Below are 17683 nucleotides of genomic sequence, written 5' to 3'. Positions count from 1 at the left end.
GCTAAAGCTGATAATTCACCGTTTCCTTTAAAAGCTCAACGATTTTTTCATGAATTTCGACACTTAATCCATCAACACTCATAACAGGTTTCTTAACTATGCCATCAATTAATCCAGCAGAAACTATGACTTCCAAGTTCTTTCGTTCATCCCAATCCTTAAGAAGATTCTCTCCAATTTCAAGTGAAACCTGAGCAACCAATCCGTAAGCTCCCCAATTAGAGACTGCAGAAACTATGAGCTCATCGGTCTCAACTATGGTTGCAATCTTTTCTCCAAGAGGAATGTGTTTTTCAATGAGATGCCTAATCTTTCCCATACCTATTTCGTTGCCGCCATCTCCAATCCCGATGGTAGGAACACCAATATTTTTTGCTTTCAGAAAGAGTTCATCGAATGGAGGAGTCAACATCCTAAGCCCACTCATTGAGTAATAATCCCCGTCTTTACTTCTTCCGGCTGTCTCTACACTTACAAGAATAGAATAATCTTCAATTGCCGGGTTCTCTACCAATGTCACTTTAAAAGGCTTCAGAGCTTTCTTTACTTGCTCATGTGCCCAGATTTCGGCTTTGCCCCCAATTCTCTCAACAGCTTTGTAAAGTGCCAAAGCTCCCAGAGGTCCGTCAGTTTCACAAATATTCATTGGGGGGATTGGAAAGCTCGAGACAATTAGGACTTTCTCTGAATTATCTAGAAGTAGTTTTGCAGCATTTTTTAAAAAATTAAAATTCTGAAGACGATATTCCAAATAGACTTTCAGAATTCCTCTGCCATAAATATCAGTGTTTATTATATGAGCTATCATTTTCATTCCTCGATTTCATATACTACAACTCTGACTCTCTTGCCCTTAAGCGCTTCTTTCAGCTCCCACCAAAGTTTTGTTGGATTTTCCTGTGTATGAACCAACTTATCACCGTTCTCAAGTTCGACTACCTTCTCTTTGTACTCAATAAAAACTCCCTCTTTGTTGAATATCTCTTTCATTCTAAACCCCCCAGGATTTTTCTTAATTCATGAAGGGTTCTAATTTCGTAATCAGCAAAATTATATCCCTTCTCATTACCCCTATTAATCCAGACAGCAATCATTCCAACATTCTTTGCGCCATAAACATCTTGTTGCAGGCTGTCACCAATCATTATTGCCTCACTAGGTTCAACTTTAAGCTTTTCTAAAGCATAAAGGAATATCTTAGGATCGGGCTTTATTGTTTTCACGTCTTCTCTTGTAACAATTGCATCAAAATAATTATCAAGCTTCGCTATCCTAAGCTTGAGCCTTTGATATTCAGGGCCGCTTGTGATAACCCCAAGTTTGTATCCCTTTTCCTTCAGCCATTCTAAAGTTGGCTTCACATCTTGGAATACATGAATCTTATGTGGGTAAGCAGTTAAAAGCTCTTCATACCTTAAATTCAAGTTAAAAAGTCTGAAGAAAAAGTTCCAATCATGCCATTCGTAGGTATCTTTTCGGCTCATTATCTCTTTGAGAAATCTAATCCTGGCATCTTCTTTTCTAATCCCAAGCTTTTTTGCAATCTCTTCATAGACTTGAGGAAGGAAGAGCATCATCAAGGGTCTTTCTGTCAAGAGTGTCTCGTCTATGTCAAATAGAATTGCCTCCATTTGACCACCTCTTGATTAAAAGTGCTAATATTTCAATCTCATTTTCAAGTTCTTCATTCATTCTGACTCCCCATATTATATCTTTTTCTCTGAGGAAATGTTGAAACTTTCCCAAAATCTCGTGGGCACTTTTTAGAGGAACTTTTTTACCCACCATTATGCTGATCAATCCTCTATCCCATATCCCCCAATTCCATTCAAAGTCAACTTCTCTTAAAATGCGCAGTATTCCAATGTTACCCCCCTTAACCATATTGAACAAGTCAGCGTAATCAATGTTAACAAGCATTTGGTTCTCAAGATAATAGTAAAGCTTTGAGAACATGATGCCAATTTGCTTACTTGCTGCGTTAAAGGCATCCTCCAAAGGTATTAAAGTGTAGGCATCTAAAAACTCTGAAAGAGAATCGTAAAAGACAGTTTCGAAATTATTGGCCCATTTGGGTTTTTGTTCATAGACAAGTTCCTTATAGGGAGATAGTACATAAGCTAAGCGAATTGCTTTGTCTGGTAGGGTATTGTTGATAAGGTTTGCAATTTCAATATTAATCGGCTTGTCCTCAAATATTACCCAGACTATTGTATCATCACTAAGGTTACCAAAAAAATTCTTAATTTGCTTTACGAAGGAATTTCTCTTTTTATCAAAGAGATAATAAGAAGAATCAAGAGTTACTTTAACGGCATTGGGAATGTCAATGTTTTTCACAATCCTAATTCCACCATTTCCAATCCCAACAAAAATATGATTAAAGTAAATCATGGTGACCCCTATTCTAAGGTCGCATGTTTTCTCTTCATATCCTTTTCGGTTTTCTGGAATGTTGCCATTAAAAGTGCAATTATTCCATCCAAAAATACCATTGTTGAATCTTCAAATAAGGTTCCCATTGGAGCTATCCACTTGTACTGGGTTAGCATCTGCCTGGCTATGTAGTCAGTTGGAACATCAGTCTTAGCTCTTCCCGGAATCTCAACTACAACATCAGCTAACTTGCCGAGTGTCGAATTCTTATATGAAGTTATTGCAACAACTTTTCCACCCTGCCTTTTTGCAATCTCAGCCGCATCAACTATAGTCCTTGTCTCACCGCTTCCACTTATCGCTATCAGCAAATCACCCTCTTCAAAAGCTGGAGTTATAGTTTCACCAACAACATAAACATCAAAGTCAAGGTGCATCAGTCTCATGGCGAATGCTTTGCCAACTAATCCACTCCTTCCAGCACCATATATAAAAATCTTATTAGCTCCAATCATTGCATCAACCATTCCTCTAACTTCCTCAAGCCTGAGAGCATCGGCAACGTGATCAATATGTTCGATTATATCATGCATTGCCTTTCTTATTGTCTGCATGTATTCACCCCAGAAGAGGTCAATTATTCTCCTTGTTGTCTCCTCGGGGTCTCCCGCCTTAGTAATTGCTCCTCCAACGATGATTATAGTTGCACCTAACTCAATAACTTTGGGAATTGTTTCTAAGTTCAATCCTCCCGCAACTGCAACTGGTATTTTAACTGCTTTAACGACTTTTTCTAAGTCTTCAAGTGGACTTTTTCCTTGGGCTTGCTCATCTATTCCTGTGTGAACCAGGATATAATGAACTCCCATTTTTTCAAGCTCTTTTGCTCTCTTAACTTTGTCCTTAACGCCTATTAAGTCTACCATAACTTTTACTCCATATTTTCTTGCAACTGCAAGTGCATCTTTTATTGTTTTGTCATCAGCAACGCCAAGAATAGAGACAACATCCGCCCCATGTCTTGCAGCCATCTCAACTTCTAAAGCTCCGGTATCCATTGTCTTTAGGTCTGCGACTATCTTCCTATCTGGAAAGCGTCTCTTCATTAGTTCAACTGCTCGCATTCCTTCTTTTTTAATAAGGGGGGTTCCAACCTCAAGCCAGTGAGCGCCACCACGAGCAGCTTTTTCTGCTATAGAAATAGCTTGTTCAATATCAGTTAAATCTAGGGCAACTTGCAGAATCATCTTGAGCTCCTCCCAATATTCTTCTAAAGCTTTCACCTTAACATCAATTGCACACTTTTTAACTTTAACTCTCAAAATTTTTGACAAAAATTTGTAAACATAACTACATAATTACTTAATTGCCGCATTAAACAGTGCTGGACTAAGTTTAAAAATAGTTCGCTGAATTAAATTTCGGGAGTTGCAATGGTTACATTTATTCCATTTGGGGAAAGGCCAAATAGAGAGGGTGTCATGTATGTTCTCAACCTTCTACGAAAGAATAAACTTATTGATGAATACATGATTGTTGAGTCAAATACCATTGAATTACTTTCTGAAAGATTGCCCGTAGATAAGGCATATATAATTGGGGAGCACCTTGCGACTTATGGTATAGTCCAAAAGCTCAAACCGAGAGCAGTTATAAGCATAGATGCCCATACCGATTTAATGCATGATTATCTAGATCATGGTTCTTGGCTTGCATATGCCCTCGAAAAAAGAGTAATTGAAAAGGCCTCCGTTGTTGGTCCTGTTTTGATGATACCCACTACAGAGGGAACTGAGCTGTGGACGAGGAGAGTTAAAATATTCCCTGCTTTACCTAGAAGCAGAAAAACAAGGGGCAAATGGAAAGCGTATAAAAGTCTGAAAAACCATCCAATAGAGGAAATAATCAAAGATGTAAAGAAATATCTTGGGGAGGAAATTTATCTCACCGTTGATTTAGACGTTTTGTTGCCTGAATATAAAATTGCTAGCTTTCAGCATGGCGAACTCACATTAGAAGAACTTCTTAACATTCTCGAAGAAATTAAAAAGAACTTTAAGATTATAGCATTTGACATAGCGGAGATTTCAGACAAGATAAAGCGTTCACGTCTGGGGAAGAAAGCACTAATTGATGTGTTTCAATTACTGAGTGGTGAGTGAAATGACATTAAGTGATGAGGAAATCAGAAAAATAATAACCCCACTACTATTTTCTGGAGCAAAGATGCTTGATAAACACTGTCCTAAATGTGGTTCCCCTCTTTTTGAGCTCAATGGAAGAGCTTTCTGCCCTGTGTGCGAGCATAGGGAAAAGCAAAGAAAAGCTGAGTTGAAAGGAATTGAGCAAATATTAATGGAAAGGCTAAAGATATTAGCAAACAATTTACCCAATGATATCGAAGAACTCGAAAAGCACTTAAAAGTTATGGAAAAGATAATTGACATCTTAGAAAGATATAAAAAACTGGAGGGTACGAAATGAAGCATTTAAAGATTTTAAATGTCCTTAAAGAGAGGGAATTAACAACGTCAGAAATATCAAAGGAAACAAAGATGCCTCTTGCGGAGGTCAGGAAGATATTACTCAGACTAGTAGAGCAAGGAAAAGTCGAGAGCCTTCAGAAAGAAGGCAAGATTCTTTGGAGAATCAAGCAAAAAACTCCTGAAGAAGAGAAATTTAAATATGTATAGAAAAAAGAGGTGTCAAACTTTTGTTGCCTTCTCCCAATATTCATTGAACTTTCCTCTAAAGAGGCTGACAACTCTGAAGTCCTTAATCCAGACTTGGGTCTCATAGTTGAAGTATCTAGCAGCCATGTCCTCTAATGCAAAGAACACTTCCTCATCACAGATTAGCATTGGTAGTTCAAGGTTGTCAATAACCTTAAGCTCAAACTTTCCGTTCTTGTAGTAGTCCATGAGTTTTGATGCTTGTAGTCTTGGAAGTATCTGCTTGGTAACAACAATTTTGACAGTAATACCCCTTTCAATGGCCTTAATGATGTCATCTTCAAGGTTTATTGCGACATAACCATCATCTGCAAGGAGTATCTCCTTTTGAACTCCTTCAAGCATTTCCTTTGTCTTGAGAGTTGAGTTTCTGATTCCCCTGACAACCCAAACTCTCTCAACACCATACTTTGGAATCTCTGTCTCTATCAATGGTGTCATAAGTTCGAGCAACTCTTCCTTTGCCTTCTTCTTTGCTTCAAGTTCTTCTTTAACTCTTTCCTGCCATTCCTCAATGAACTTCTCGAGAATGTTCTTTGGATGAACTGGCCTGTATTTGTTGACCTTGCCTGGTTGGCTGATTGCAAAACCTTTCTTCTCCAGGCTCCTCAACACATCGTAAGTTCTTGGCGCTGGGACTTCAGAAACGCTTGCCAACTCTGCTGGAGTAAGAACGCCAAACGCAACTAAGGCAACATATGCTCTTGCTTCATATAAGTTCAATTCAAAATGTTCTTGTAAAAGTTCTACCATCCTATCTTTTGCCATTTTTACCACCGTCATATTTCTGTCAAAATGGTATGTGAGCTTAAAGTATATAACTTTTTTCCAACCAGCTAGTTTTACATCTTATTTAAACATCATGATTTAAACATAACTTCATTTGATTTTATCCATATTGTACCGACATACAAAGCTTTTACTATACCTTAATTTTAAATTTTTTGGTTGAGGAAACAATATTGACTAAAAAGGACAATGAATTACTAATAGTAATAGTTGTAAAATAGACAAATAAATAACAAAGAAGAAAAGTCACTTCAAAATATATTGTTTAATCTCTGTATACATGTTATTCAGCACTTCTTGATAGTCTGCTTTGTTTTCCTCTACCAAGTCCATAAGCTCTTCAAGCTGCCTTGTTCTTTCCTCACTCACAAGCTCTTTGTATTTGCTTATAAGGTAGTGGTAGACTTTAGTCCCAAGCTCTGTTGGAACTAGCTTCTTTCTTCCTTTTGTCTCAATGACATAGTGTCTGTCTAAGAGTGTCTTAACAATCTTTGCATATGTGGATGGTCTTCCAATCTTGCGCTCTTTCATAAGAGCAATCAAATCACCCTGAGTGTAAAGGGAAACTTTCGGTGCTCTCCATTTCTTAACCTCAAGGACTTTGAGCTTCTGTCCTTTCTCAAGCTTTGGCAACTGTCTTAATGGGGGTGCCCTTAACCTAGTCCAGCCATCAAAGATTATTTCAATGTATCCCTCAATCTCAGTCTTAGTAACTTTTGCATCAATCACCGCTTTTTCATAGAGAACTTTTGCAGCTTTCATCTGCGATGCCATGAAGCGTCTGAATATCATATCATAAAGCCTGAAGTGATCTCTTGTGAGTCCCCTTGCAAGGGTAATGATCCCATCTCTCAGCAGTTGCATTAATCTTCCGGTGTCAATTGGTCTTGTGGGTCTTATACATTCGTGTGCTCCCTCTTCACCCCACTTTCTTGGAGCAAAGTATTCCTCTCCAATTTCTTCGCTAATGTATTCCTTCGCAACTTCGATACCCGTATTGCTGACGTGAGTTGAATCAGTTCTGTGATAAGTGATAAGACCGAGCTCGAAAAGATCCTGTGCTAACTGCATTGTATGAGGAGCAGAGAATCCTAAAAACCTTGAGGCATCTTGGAGCATTGTATCTGTGGTATACGGTGGGAACGGGTTGATTTCCTTCTCCTCAATTTGAACGTCTTCAATGATTACCTCGTTAACTTCCTCTTTGACCCCTTCAAGGGTTACGCTTAAGCCGTTCTCCAAAGTCAATGCCATGAAATCCGTCTCGCTCTCGACGAATTCCTTGTATCTCTGTATTACCCATCCAAGAACTGGCGTTTGAACTCTACCAGCTGATAAGTTTCTGCTCTCAAAGACCTCCCACAGCTTTTGGCTGAGCTCGAATCCAATCCATCTGTCCTCGATTCTCCTCACTAGTTGGGCATTGACCCTGAACTCATTAACGTCTCTTGCTTCATTCAGAGCTTTTAATATGGCTGGCCTTGTAACTTCGTGGAACTCAATGCGCTTGATGTTTGGAGTGTAGGGACTTAGGACATTCCTAATGTCCCATGCAATCTTTTCTCCCTCGACATCTGGGTCGGTTCCTATGAGAATTTCATCAACTTCCTGGGCTATCTCACGCATTGCAATTACATTCTCCAGAGCATCTCTAACATTCCTTGAGCCGCATCTCGGGCAGACTCCTTTCTCTTCCCAGTCAACGAACTGATGACCACAGTCTCTACAGCGTTTTATTGTGTCATAGACTGGGATGAAGTAGAGCTTTCCGTTCCTTTCCTCTATGAGGACGCCGTGATAACCTTCCGTTGTAACGAGGTCGAACATATGCCCGCCGCTTGCCAGAATCGTCAGCATCCTGTCGCCTATGCTGATTTCATATGCCACCAAGTCGCCAATCCTTCTCTTGCTTGGCTGTCCAAAGAAGCTGGCTATTGTTCTAGCTTTGTTTGGAGATTCAACTATCATTAGGGCAGACTTAACCAAATCTCTGGTTTTTTCACTTATCTTTCCAGCAAGAATTAGCTTGACTTTTTCTCTATCAGCGTCGATCTCCCTCAAAAGTTCCTCAAGGTTAAGCTCCTCAAATGGCTTCATTTCGAACTCTGCAAAGCGCCATCTCATCTGTCTCTTCAAACCGTTGAAGACCTTTTCGTTATCAACTATTATTATGCTCAGACCCTTTGTAATTCCACCAGCGAAGAGACGTGAAGTTCTTCCGCTAGCCTGGATGTAAGTCCTAACATCTGGAATCTCAATGTACCATTTTCCTTCCTCTTCCTTGAGGCTGACGAATGGGTCTTCTTCTATACGTTTGAGCACTTCTTCTTTCTTTAGAACTCTCCTCAAGAACTCAACGCTCTGTTTGAACACTTCAAGGACATGGCTGTGGAATCCTTCTAACGGCAGACCTTCAGCCAATGCCTCTTCAATTTTCATCAATTCAAACTGTGGAATGTTTCTAATCAAACGTCTTAAGCGAGCATAAAGCCTCTCGCCTTCTCGTCTATCTTCTTCATTGAGGAACTCCATAACTTCACTCATCAATCCTAAAACTCTGTAAATTGTGGGCTGCTCTAAATCAAGGCTAAACCTAAATTTTGGCACACCTGTAAAGATTGCGTATCTAATTAAGTGCGGCAAGTCTAATCCTCTAACTATGGTTCCATAATAGGTTGCAACACCAACCAAATAGTCAATTTCTCCGTTTTCGAACTTTTCTAAACCTTTCTTATTCCTTGCAGAGACAAGCTCAACCTTGAAGCCTTTCTCTTGGAGGTATTGTGTAAGCTTCTCAGCATAGCCGATTCCTTGATCAATTGGAACAAAAATTAATCCTCCCTTACCGAGTTTTGCCAAAAGCTCTTCAACATGTTCCTCAATTGGCTTCTCTGGGAAGAGATAGCTGTCAACAACGTTTCTCAACGCTGACCTTCCGCTTCCCACTTCGAAGTCCAAAAGCTCACGGTAGAGCTTTATTCTATCTCCCCTTGCGCTTCCAGTTGCTGAAGCCACAATCAATACTCCAATTTTATTCTCACGCTTGAATTTTCTTATTTCTCTCTCAAGCTTGTTAATCTGCTTGTTGAGTTCATTGAGCTGCTCTTGCTTGTCTGGACTGTTGCCGTTGAGGAACTTTGCCATCTGCTTCTTCAGCCTTATAATTTCCCAAGCCTTCTGGATTATCTCTTCTGTAAAGCCGAGCAGAATAAGGGAGCGATCAATGTTCTTTGAGGCTTTCAAAAATGCGTCAACATCATCAACAAAAATGAAGTCAAATCTCTTATCCTTGAGCATCTCGTCAAAATTCCTCGCAAGCCATTGAGCTGAAGTTATGAGAATATCAAAATCTCCATTCATTATTTTTTCAGTCATCTCCTCTTTTTCCTTCTTCTTCATGCCACCGTGGTAATAAGCAAGATTGATTTCAACGCCGGCTCTTTCTGCAAATGTCTTTACCCTCTTAATGGTCTGTACTACAAGTGGTGTTGTTGGTAAGACTATGTAACTCTTCTTTTTCTTTTTAGCATAATACAATGCCATGAATGAGCCAAAAACACTCTTACCCATACCTGTAGGGGCTATTATGGAAAAGCTCTTGTTTTTAATTAGTCTCTTTACCCAAGTTTTTTGTGCGCTCCAGAAGTTGAAACCTGTGGCTTTCTCAAAGAGCTCTTCAATTTCCCTCAGCTTCTTCTCAAGCTTGTAAATCTCTTCCCAGTGCTTTAAAGCTCCCTTCAGCTTAAGAGCTTCTCTAATGCCTGTTATCAAATCAAAGTAAACCTCAGCTTGAATTTCCTCATCGAGACAAACATTACACGGATGTTTCTTGTACAAGCGCTCATCACTAATTCTATCCTCACAGTTTGGGCACATTTCTCTATAAATCGCCTTCATTTTCTCACCCTCTAATGTTTTATTTAGGTGATGCAAAGTTTATAAGGGTTTTTTAGATTTCTCTCGTGGGTGAGAGCATGATTGTCGAAGGTATTAGGCTCAAAGCTGAGCTCACTGAAGAGCAGTATGAGAGGGCAATAAAGCTTATAGAAAAGCTGAAATCAAGATTTCCAAATGCTCTTGTGAAAAAATTCAAAACACAAGAAAAGATAAGCTTTATTGATGTGGATTTGGGTGTAAGATTGAATTTTGATATAATAATTGGAAATCGTGGTAAGCCATTCATAGCTGTGGAAATGGAGGGAAACAAGTCAAAATATGCATTTCAGATAATGAAATTCTTCCTTGACGAGCTTGGTGTTGAGTATTCCTCTGATTTTGATGGAAGAGAAGTTTATGACGCGTTGAAGAGGAAGATTAAGGCGAAGAGCTTGCTAGATTATTTGACGTAAATTTTTTCAGTTCTTCAAGCTCTCTCTCAAGCTCCTCGGTGAGCTCATAATCATAAAAAACTTTCTTAAATTCTCCAAACTGTATGAGCAAGGATTCATAAAATTCCTCTGAAAACTCCATCTTTAGCAGAGCAAAAGCTTTCCTGAATAGCCTTGCGACTTCACTCCCGCTTTCGTCGTGATTCACATAATAGATTAGCTCCTTTAAGATAATGGGCTTTCCAATATCAGGATTTTCAAAAATAATCTCATCCACAACAGCTTGCGACGAAAGCTCTACTAAAGGGCTTGATGTCTTAAAATATTCTCCGTTCTCAAAAGCCTCCAGCACAGCAAATACATGCTTGCAATCTCTCCCAATAGGACAAGTGCATCTGCTTTTTCCACTTTTTATGCTAACCTCAACGTAATACGGATAAGTTCCAAGAACCTTTCCATAGAGCCTGTCTTTATACTTCAGCACCCACAGAACCTTGCCCTTTTTGAAATACTGCTCTCCCTTCTTTTTCGCATTGTCCATATTAACCACTAAAGTTAGTAACAATTGAGCCTTTTAAATATTTCGTTGTATATTACCACCATCAAGCATATAAATCCAAATGGTGAACTAATATCGGGGTGGTAGCATGGACGTTTTTGAGCTTGCGCGGAGGTATCATCAAGAGATTGGAATAAAGGAGCCAAGCTTTGCAACCTTGGCCGCGGAAATTTTTGGAGAGCTTGGTCTCAAGATATATGAGCATTTAAAGGACGAGGGTTACACTCTCAAAAACACACGTTTTATTGACTACGATAAGAGCCTTGTATTGGAAGTGGTAAAAGAAGAAAAAGCCTTCGAGATTCTTCTCAGAAAGGCTTAAACTCTATAGTCGAACACTATTTCCTTCTTTTCTCCTGGCTTTACGGTTATCTTAAACTCCACATAGTGTGCTGTTTCATCTATTGGCTTTACTGTAGAGCTCAATATTTTGCCGCTCCACTTGTAATGCCTGACAATAACTTCTTTCGTCTCGTCTCCAAAATTCTCAATTGTAATTCTCACTTTGTAGTACGTTGAATCGCTTTCTCTTCTCTGCTCGAGGATTTCTGTCTTGCCTTTTAGATCAACATCCCTTCCAAGTTTAAGCCTCAATATATCACCTTTAGCGGTGTGATCAATTTTCTGCTCGCCAATTAAAACTGTTGTATCGTTCATTTCTTTGTAAATCTCTACAATGCCAGCTGGAAGCACTTTCTCAGTCTTAAATGAGATAATCTCGTAAATTTCATTACTTCCACCGTAGGGATAGCTCTCGTATAGATACTCCCTTTCAAAAGATGTCTCTTGGGTAATGTAAGGTATCATCTTCTTTTCAAAGGCATTTACACTGAGCATTCCAAGATTGTAAAGGTAGAATGCTTCAATTTTTTGAGGTTGCTCTGGAAGTCCAGCGGCTGTTTTTTCTGCCATCGCATAAATCCTCTCCATAACGACTTGTGGAGGAGCATAGAAGTTCACTTCTCCCGAAACGAGCATGACTTTAAAGTCTTCAAATGTCTTGTTTGTAGGATTGTCAATTACTATGTATCCGTAGAGCAAGGCTTCGTTGGTTAGGTAAAGCTTATACCTTGAGCTCCAGCCGATCGACTGAACTCTGTAAATCAGCTTGAACTTATACTTTCCATCTTCCTCAGCTTGTATAATGGCATAAGTTTGGGCTTTGGCTTTGCTTCCCAATTCAGTGAGCTTCATATATGCAACTTCCTCGGGCTCAATCAGATAGTAAGAATCTCCCTGAACTGCTATCTTGCCGTCTTTGTAGCCTAAAAACTTTCCCGTTATTGTTTCACCACTCTTCAGCTTTATTGTGACAGTTTTTCCAATGTTTGCTTCAAACACTCCTTTGGTTGGGTATGCTTGCGAAATAATTCCCAAGATCATAACTTTATCGCCCAAAGACTTTAAAGTAATTTCTTCGATATTCAAACCTTCAATCTCTTCGAGAGGAACTTCGTTGAATCCCTTTTTGAGGTCTAAGGTAATTGTTTTCTCAACAACTCCAATGCGGGCAGAATCGTAGAGAACCAAAGTTCCGCTTTCATCTGCAGCCCTTGTTTGATGAAGTACTATCATTGCCAAGAGCAAAAAAGCCACAAAAATTCCACCTAAAATTTTCTTTTTCATTATTTTTCACCATGAATAGTTGGCTTTCATACTATTTATAGAGACCGACAACTTCAAGCTGAGTTGAAGCAAATGATGGAAAGACTTTTAACATTGTAAACATAGTTGAAACTGCAGTCATGATAATTAGAGGTGGTAAGGATGGATAGGGTTGCAAAAGCAAGGGAAATTATCGAAAAAGCCAAAGCTGAGGGCAGACCTCTTGTAGAACCAGAGGCTAAGGAGATTCTCAAGCTCTACGGCATTCCAACCCCAGATTTCAAGGTTGCAAGAAATGAGGATGAAGCTGTTAAGTTTGCAAGGGAAATCGGATATCCAGTCGTCATGAAAATTGTCTCACCACAGATTATACACAAGAGCGACGCTGGTGGTGTTAAGATCAACATCAAAAACGATGATGAAGCAAGAGAAGCCTTCAGAACAATTATGGAAAATGCAAAGAGATACAAGCCAGATGCAGACCTTTGGGGTGTCATAATCTATAAGATGCTTCCACTCGGAAAGGAAGTTATCGTTGGTATGATTAGGGATCCACAGTTTGGTCCAGCTGTCATGTTTGGTCTCGGTGGTATCTTCGTTGAGATTCTCAAAGATGTTAGCTTTAGAGTTGCTCCAATAACAAAGGAAGAAGCTCTTGAAATGATTAAAGAAATCAAGGCTTATCCAATTCTTGCCGGTGCAAGAGGAGAAAAACCAGTAAACATTGAGGCTTTGGCAGACATAATTGTCAAAGTTGGTGAATTAGCTCTCGAGCTCCCAGAGGTTAAAGAGCTTGACATCAACCCAATCTTTGCTTATGAAGATGAGGCAATCGCAGTTGACGCAAGAATGCTACTTTAATTTTGTTCTTTTCTTTCATTTGATTCAAAAATAAAATGAGAGTTAAGCGATTGTGAAAATCTTTATCGTGTTTGTTCCCACTGTCTTTTCTATAGGCTTTCCTGAAGTTAGAAGCACAGTGTCGTTAGTCTTCACAATTCCAAGGTCTTTTATGAGCTGAATAAGCTCTTTTTCATTTGTAGTGTCCTCAACACAGAATGGATAAACTCCATAGGAAAACATCAGACTGTTGCATACTTTTTCGTCAGCAGCAAAGGCTAAAATCCATTGTTTTGGCTTAAAGCGTGAGATTAGTCTGGCAGTCTCTCCAGTTCTTGTTGGAGTTAAGATATATTTGATGTCAAGAGCTCCAAGTGCTTCAATTATACTCCTCGTTATGGCATCTTTTATTGTACCTTTCTTCGGTATTTTCTCTTTCCATTCAAGCATTCTTGTGTGTCCAAAAGATTCCCTGTATGCTTCAGTGGTCTTCGCAATCCTTGCCATCATCCTTACAGCTTCAACAGGATACTTACCTATTGCCGTCTCCTCAGAGAGCATGACAGCATCAGTTCCGTCCAGAATGGCATTTGCAACATCTGTAACTTCAGCCCTTGTTGGAATTTTGTCAGTGGTCATTGACACGAGCATTTGAGTTGCAGTTATAACTGGTTTTCCGATGAGATTTGCCTTGTTTATAAGCTTCTTCTGGATTATTGGGAGCTTTTCTATTGGCATTTCAACTCCTAAGTCGCCACGTGCTATCATTATCCCATCTGCAGCATACAGTATCTCATCAAAGTTTCTAACAGCATCTGGTCTCTCAATCTTTGCTATTGTGAATATCTGTTTCCCCCTCTTTTCGGCAAATCTTTTAACTTTCATAACATCATAAGCTGAGCCAACAAAGGAAATTCCAACTGCATCAACATCATGCTCAAGTGCAAATTCCAAAATTTCCAAATCCCTTTCAGTGATCGCCTCAAGTGGAAGATTGATCTTTGGGATATTGATACCTTTCCTCGAGAAAAGTGTACCTCCAACAATTACCCTACAGACTACCTCATCTCCATGAACATCTTCAACTTTCAAAGTAATGTATCCATCGCTTAGGTATATCACTTCTCCTTTAGAGACCAGTTTTGGAAACGTTTCACATTCTACTGGAATTGTTGTCTCATCACCCTCTATCTCTTTAGTTGTTAGCACTACAGTTTGTCCTCTCTGTAGGATCACGGCATCATTTTTGAGCTTGCCCACTCTAATTTTTAAGCCAGGTAAATCTCCAAGGATAGCAACTCGAGTATTTAGTCTCTCGGATACTTCCCTTATCATTTCAATTGTCTTCGCATGCTGCTCGAAACCTCCATGGGCAAAATTAATTCTCGCAACATTCATTCCCGCTTTTATTAGCTTTTCAATCATCCTCTTCGAATTAGAAGCTGGTCCTATTGTTGCAATTATTTTTGTCTTATGTGATGGAAGTCTCATTTTTACCCCTCCCATAATCTTAGAAAGCAACTTTTACTGTATAGCATTTAATATTTTTCATCAGTTTATCATATTTATTCGTTCAGATTTTAAACGGCAATTATTACAATCAGATTACCTTCGGTAGATTAATTGCTATTAGGTAAAACGCTACAATTACAACAATTAGAGCAAAAACTCGTTTTAACTCTTTGCATGAAAGAGAGTTAGCGACATGTGTTCCAATAAAATTCCCAACAAATCCTCCAATAACGAAAAGAAGTGTTATAGGGATGTCTACTGGTCTTCCTTGGAGTTCATAACTAATCAGTCCAGCAAAGCCGTTGAGGACAATTACAAATAAAGACGTTCCAACTGCTTTGTGCATTTTGAGACCAGCACCGATGGTTAGAGCAGGAACTATTAAAAATCCACCTCCAACACCAAAAAATCCCGATGCAATACCCACAACAAATCCAAGTACCAAAATACGGCCAAAATCAGTCTTTTCTTTATCTGTATCTGGAGAGATAACTTTGTTTTCACTCTCTTTCATCATTTTAATACCCATCACAATCATCAAAAAAGCGAAAAGTACTAAAAGGATCGGACCTTCTACAGCCTTGTTTAAGTAGCTCCCAATGTAAATGCCAAGAATACTTGGGATTGCCATTACAAAGCCGATTTTAAATAGTACGTTACCTTGTCTCAAATGTAGGAGAAGTCCGATGATGGCAGTTATTCCAACAGCTACCAGAGAAGTTCCTACTGCGAGATGGGGGTCGAGACCAACAAGGTACACCAGCAGAGGAACTGCAAGAATAGATCCGCCACTACCGGTAAGACCCAAGGATAAACCGGATATAAAGCCTGAAATAATTGAGCTTATTATGATTTCCACTTTAAATCATCCAGGTAATATGTAAGATGGGATGGTTTTAATGATTTTTGATGTAAAAAATTTCACAGATAGTATCTTAGAAGAAGTTCTCCAAGTCTAGATAATTTGTAGTATTGTGCTGGGTTCGTGTTTCCTTCTTGGGTTTGGCCTTTCTATGCTTTCTTTTCAATACTTTCGGCTTACATTCGACTATGAGGTTTAGTTTCACAAGATTTCTAAGTATGTTTCGAGTATTCTCAAGACTTACTGAAAATACTCGGGATATCGTGGCGGCATGTTCATATCTGGCTTTTTTCAAAAATAATAAGAGTTCTAAAGTATTTCTGTATCCAGAGATGTTGCTCAGGTATTCACCGAGCAAGTTGTTTGTTTTAATAGTTCGTAACAGATGCCTTCCCTCTTTAGTTAGTCTGTAATAAGTGTGATGCTTCCGAACCTCAGCACTCAGTTTGAATCTTGCCTCGGTTCTCTTAATAGCGGCCCCATGAGTGCGCTCTATTATTCCAAGTTTTTCCAGCTCCTCCAAGGATTCTGCAACTTTTTCTATTGGCATCTCTATCATCTTGGCTATTGATTTGGCATAATCTATGTTTGCTTGACGTAAGTGTGCCAGTATGTATACTTGTAGTGGTGTCAGTAAGTTAAGAATATCTATTAATTTGTCGTAATCCTCCAACCCTTCTTCCCCCAAATCTGGAATAAATTTACATCAACTTTACAATACCCAAACTGGGTATTAGCGTTATCAAAATACTCAACAAACCGCCAATTAACAAAGCTGGAATGGTTTTTCTCTTCTCTATACCAAATATGTAAGCGGCTAAGCTTCCTGTCCAAACTCCAGTTCCAGGTAGTGGAATCGCTACGAAGATCACTAACCCTATAAAGCCCCACTTTTCGATATAAGGATGAGCCTTCTTTCTGACTCTTTCAACATATCTCAGATAAAGCTCTGCAAATCTCCCCAAAAAAGTCCCTTCAAGCTTAAGCATTAAAACATCGATTAAAGGCAGCACAAACGGTAGAACAAGCGAAAGAAGTAGAACCCCTAGGAAAGCTGCTAAAAGTGTTCCCCATAGTGGATACCCTCTTCCAATCCCATAGACAATGGCATATCTCCCTTCAAATGTCGGAACCAGTGAAAGCAAGAAGATGTATATGAACTCATTCAATTTTGAACACCTCCAATTTTAATTTTTCCATAACTGAACTGTAAATTGGCAACCAGATGTTTTCTGTAAGTTCTACTAACATCGAAACCCATACACCAAGGAGCAGAGCAAATAACACATCACTCAGCCAGTGAACTTGTAGTAATAGTCTTGATAGTGCAACTAAAAAAGCATAACTCCACCAGAGAGGCTTATAATTAGGGAAGCGTTTACTTAAGAAATATGCAAAAATGGATGCTCTTGTTGTATGACCAGAAGGAAACGCAAAGTAGTCCACATTTAAGAGCATCTGATAAAGTGGCAGGTTTAGCGCGACTTCATTTGGTCTTGGAACCCCAGTTGAGACTTTTAAAACACCAACAATAGCCATGCCTACAGCGAGAGCAAGAATAAACTCCAAAGTTAGCTTAGTAATCCTTCTAACACGTTTAAAATCTAGGAACATAAAAAGTACAATGTAAATCAAAAAGACTCCAAAACTTGCTGAATTGGTGACCATCTTAACTAGAAAGGACGTTGTTGGTGGGATGTGGTTGTATACTGCAATATTAACTCCAGTAAGTATGTCAAGCTTCTCCAATATTAGCAGTGTTAATAATGTAATGCTCAATACGCTAAATGATCCTCTATTCAACTCTCCTCCTCTCCTTTAGGGCTACTGCAACAAAGAACAGTGCAATTATTATGAACTCAATGAACTTCACGAGTAAGTCCAAAGTCCCTCCCTCTATTTCGGGAAATACTATGTCAATCTGCTCTACAAATTCCTTTGCCGCATAGAGAGAAAACGCTAATGAAACTATCAGAAACTTTCTCAGCCTAGTTTTTTTGTATGCAATAAGTGAAGCCCCTGTAAGTAGCAAGGAAAATATAACTATTCCCAAGCTCAAAATCTGTTCAGCATCAAGCAT

The 17683-nt window shown here is 39.1% G+C and carries 21 protein-coding genes; 6 read left to right on the top strand and 15 right to left on the bottom strand.

The window, feature by feature from the left end; genetic code table 11:
• Window position 1: 1 nt before the first annotated feature.
• Genes TES1_RS03940 through hxlAB form a run of 5 tightly spaced genes read right to left on the bottom strand, consistent with a single transcriptional unit; the run spans window position 2 to window position 3623 of the window.
• Window positions 2–808 (bottom strand): DUF4392 domain-containing protein, encoded by an 807-nt coding sequence (locus tag TES1_RS03940; RefSeq protein ID WP_042680417.1) that lies wholly within the window; start codon window positions 806–808, stop codon window positions 2–4.
• A 2-nt stretch (window positions 809–810) separates the two neighbouring features.
• A complete protein-coding gene (locus TES1_RS03935) occupies window positions 811–990 on the bottom strand; it encodes a hypothetical protein (RefSeq protein ID WP_042680415.1) in 180 nt (59 codons plus the stop codon).
• On the bottom strand, window positions 987–1631 hold the full coding sequence (locus tag TES1_RS03930) for a TIGR02253 family HAD-type hydrolase (RefSeq protein WP_042680413.1): 645 nt from the start codon (window positions 1629–1631) through the stop codon (window positions 987–989). The genes TES1_RS03935 and TES1_RS03930 overlap by 4 nt, the downstream gene beginning before the upstream one ends.
• Window positions 1612–2394, bottom strand: a complete 783-nt coding sequence (locus TES1_RS03925; RefSeq protein ID WP_042680411.1) for a hypothetical protein — start codon at window positions 2392–2394, stop codon at window positions 1612–1614. Before TES1_RS03925 ends, TES1_RS03930 begins: the two co-directional genes overlap by 20 nt.
• 8 nt (window positions 2395–2402) lie before the next feature.
• Window positions 2403–3623, bottom strand: coding sequence for a bifunctional 3-hexulose-6-phosphate synthase/6-phospho-3-hexuloisomerase (gene hxlAB / locus TES1_RS03920; protein WP_042682697.1), 1221 nt, complete (start codon window positions 3621–3623; stop codon window positions 2403–2405).
• Window positions 3624–3809: 186 nt separating this feature from the next.
• On the opposite strand from hxlAB, the gene TES1_RS03915 reads away from it, so the two are divergent.
• Genes TES1_RS03915 through TES1_RS03905 form a run of 3 tightly spaced genes read left to right on the top strand, consistent with a single transcriptional unit; the run spans window position 3810 to window position 5069 of the window.
• A complete protein-coding gene (locus tag TES1_RS03915) occupies window positions 3810–4538 on the top strand; it encodes an arginase family protein (RefSeq protein WP_042680409.1) in 729 nt (242 codons plus the stop codon).
• A 1-nt stretch (window position 4539) separates the two neighbouring features.
• A complete protein-coding gene (locus tag TES1_RS03910; RefSeq protein ID WP_042680407.1) occupies window positions 4540–4860 on the top strand; it encodes an Sjogren's syndrome/scleroderma autoantigen 1 family protein in 321 nt (106 codons plus the stop codon).
• Window positions 4857–5069, top strand: coding sequence for a winged helix-turn-helix domain-containing protein (locus tag TES1_RS03905; protein WP_042680405.1), 213 nt, complete (start codon window positions 4857–4859; stop codon window positions 5067–5069). Before TES1_RS03910 ends, TES1_RS03905 begins: the two co-directional genes overlap by 4 nt.
• Before the next feature lie 12 nt (window positions 5070–5081).
• On the opposite strand, the gene trmBL2 is transcribed toward TES1_RS03905, so the two are convergent.
• Window positions 5082–5876 (bottom strand): HTH-type transcriptional regulator TrmBL2, encoded by a 795-nt coding sequence (trmBL2, locus tag TES1_RS03900; RefSeq protein WP_042680403.1) that lies wholly within the window; start codon window positions 5874–5876, stop codon window positions 5082–5084.
• A 267-nt stretch (window positions 5877–6143) separates the two neighbouring features.
• Entirely contained in the window at window positions 6144–9794 is a 3651-nt protein-coding gene (rgy, locus tag TES1_RS03895; protein ID WP_042680401.1) for a reverse gyrase, read from the bottom strand.
• A gap of 65 nt (window positions 9795–9859) precedes the next feature.
• Between rgy and TES1_RS03890 the strand changes: the two genes are divergently transcribed.
• On the top strand, window positions 9860–10246 hold the full coding sequence (locus tag TES1_RS03890) for a hypothetical protein (RefSeq protein WP_320406867.1): 387 nt from the start codon (window positions 9860–9862) through the stop codon (window positions 10244–10246).
• Here the strand turns inward: TES1_RS03890 and TES1_RS03885 are convergent.
• On the bottom strand, window positions 10212–10766 hold the full coding sequence (locus TES1_RS03885; RefSeq protein ID WP_042680397.1) for an SWIM zinc finger family protein: 555 nt from the start codon (window positions 10764–10766) through the stop codon (window positions 10212–10214). The genes TES1_RS03890 and TES1_RS03885 overlap by 35 nt on opposite strands.
• Before the next feature lie 106 nt (window positions 10767–10872).
• Here TES1_RS03885 and TES1_RS03880 point away from each other — a divergent pair, with 106 nt between their 5' ends.
• Window positions 10873–11106 (top strand): hypothetical protein, encoded by a 234-nt coding sequence (locus TES1_RS03880; protein WP_042680395.1) that lies wholly within the window; start codon window positions 10873–10875, stop codon window positions 11104–11106.
• On the opposite strand, the gene TES1_RS03875 is transcribed toward TES1_RS03880, so the two are convergent.
• Entirely contained in the window at window positions 11103–12410 is a 1308-nt protein-coding gene (locus tag TES1_RS03875) for a DUF4139 domain-containing protein (protein WP_042680393.1), read from the bottom strand. The genes TES1_RS03880 and TES1_RS03875 overlap by 4 nt on opposite strands.
• Before the next feature lie 141 nt (window positions 12411–12551).
• Here TES1_RS03875 and TES1_RS03870 point away from each other — a divergent pair, with 141 nt between their 5' ends.
• On the top strand, window positions 12552–13250 hold the full coding sequence (locus TES1_RS03870; RefSeq protein ID WP_042680391.1) for an acetate--CoA ligase family protein: 699 nt from the start codon (window positions 12552–12554) through the stop codon (window positions 13248–13250).
• 42 nt (window positions 13251–13292) lie between these two features.
• Here TES1_RS03870 and pyk read toward each other — a convergent pair whose 3' ends face one another.
• The 6 genes from pyk to TES1_RS03840 all read right to left on the bottom strand — a co-directional run bounded on the left by pyk (window position 13293) and on the right by TES1_RS03840 (window position 17683).
• The gene (gene pyk, locus TES1_RS03865) at window positions 13293–14720 is read right to left on the bottom strand and encodes a pyruvate kinase (RefSeq protein WP_042680389.1); all 1428 of its coding nucleotides are present in this window, start codon (window positions 14718–14720) and stop codon (window positions 13293–13295) included.
• A gap of 109 nt (window positions 14721–14829) precedes the next feature.
• Window positions 14830–15600, bottom strand: a complete 771-nt coding sequence (locus tag TES1_RS03860; protein ID WP_042680387.1) for a sulfite exporter TauE/SafE family protein — start codon at window positions 15598–15600, stop codon at window positions 14830–14832.
• Between the two features lie 76 nt (window positions 15601–15676).
• Entirely contained in the window at window positions 15677–16276 is a 600-nt protein-coding gene (locus TES1_RS03855) for a DUF2250 domain-containing protein (RefSeq protein WP_227738512.1), read from the bottom strand.
• A gap of 28 nt (window positions 16277–16304) precedes the next feature.
• Window positions 16305–16772 (bottom strand): COG2426 family protein, encoded by a 468-nt coding sequence (locus TES1_RS03850; RefSeq protein WP_042680384.1) that lies wholly within the window; start codon window positions 16770–16772, stop codon window positions 16305–16307.
• Window positions 16765–17406 (bottom strand): phosphatase PAP2 family protein, encoded by a 642-nt coding sequence (locus tag TES1_RS03845; protein WP_042680382.1) that lies wholly within the window; start codon window positions 17404–17406, stop codon window positions 16765–16767. The genes TES1_RS03850 and TES1_RS03845 overlap by 8 nt, the downstream gene beginning before the upstream one ends.
• Window positions 17399–17683 (bottom strand): hypothetical protein, encoded by a 285-nt coding sequence (locus TES1_RS03840; RefSeq protein WP_042680380.1) that lies wholly within the window; start codon window positions 17681–17683, stop codon window positions 17399–17401. Before TES1_RS03840 ends, TES1_RS03845 begins: the two co-directional genes overlap by 8 nt.

Source organism: Thermococcus paralvinellae (assembly GCF_000517445.1).
GTDB classification, from domain to species: Archaea; Methanobacteriota_B; Thermococci; order Thermococcales; family Thermococcaceae; genus Thermococcus_B; species Thermococcus_B paralvinellae.
Note: the sequence above shows the minus strand (reverse complement) of the source record. Positions and strands in the feature narration are given on the sequence as shown.

Coding starts and splice junctions, on each gene's coding strand:
- TES1_RS03940 (WP_042680417.1), bottom strand. CDS start 808: ATGATAGCTCATATAATAAACACTGATATTTATGGCAGAGGAATTCTG.
- TES1_RS03935 (WP_042680415.1), bottom strand. CDS start 990: ATGAAAGAGATATTCAACAAAGAGGGAGTTTTTATTGAGTACAAAGAG.
- TES1_RS03930 (WP_042680413.1), bottom strand. CDS start 1,631: ATGGAGGCAATTCTATTTGACATAGACGAGACACTCTTGACAGAAAGA.
- TES1_RS03925 (WP_042680411.1), bottom strand. CDS start 2,394: ATGATTTACTTTAATCATATTTTTGTTGGGATTGGAAATGGTGGAATT.
- hxlAB (WP_042682697.1), bottom strand. CDS start 3,623: ATGATTCTGCAAGTTGCCCTAGATTTAACTGATATTGAACAAGCTATT.
- TES1_RS03915 (WP_042680409.1), top strand. CDS start 3,810: ATGGTTACATTTATTCCATTTGGGGAAAGGCCAAATAGAGAGGGTGTC.
- TES1_RS03910 (WP_042680407.1), top strand. CDS start 4,540: ATGACATTAAGTGATGAGGAAATCAGAAAAATAATAACCCCACTACTA.
- TES1_RS03905 (WP_042680405.1), top strand. CDS start 4,857: ATGAAGCATTTAAAGATTTTAAATGTCCTTAAAGAGAGGGAATTAACA.
- trmBL2 (WP_042680403.1), bottom strand. CDS start 5,876: ATGGCAAAAGATAGGATGGTAGAACTTTTACAAGAACATTTTGAATTG.
- rgy (WP_042680401.1), bottom strand. CDS start 9,794: ATGAAGGCGATTTATAGAGAAATGTGCCCAAACTGTGAGGATAGAATT.
- TES1_RS03885 (WP_042680397.1), bottom strand. CDS start 10,766: ATGGACAATGCGAAAAAGAAGGGAGAGCAGTATTTCAAAAAGGGCAAG.
- TES1_RS03880 (WP_042680395.1), top strand. CDS start 10,873: ATGGACGTTTTTGAGCTTGCGCGGAGGTATCATCAAGAGATTGGAATA.
- TES1_RS03875 (WP_042680393.1), bottom strand. CDS start 12,410: ATGAAAAAGAAAATTTTAGGTGGAATTTTTGTGGCTTTTTTGCTCTTG.
- TES1_RS03870 (WP_042680391.1), top strand. CDS start 12,552: ATGGATAGGGTTGCAAAAGCAAGGGAAATTATCGAAAAAGCCAAAGCT.
- pyk (WP_042680389.1), bottom strand. CDS start 14,720: ATGAGACTTCCATCACATAAGACAAAAATAATTGCAACAATAGGACCA.
- TES1_RS03840 (WP_042680380.1), bottom strand. CDS start 17,683: ATGCTTGATGCTGAACAGATTTTGAGCTTGGGAATAGTTATATTTTCC.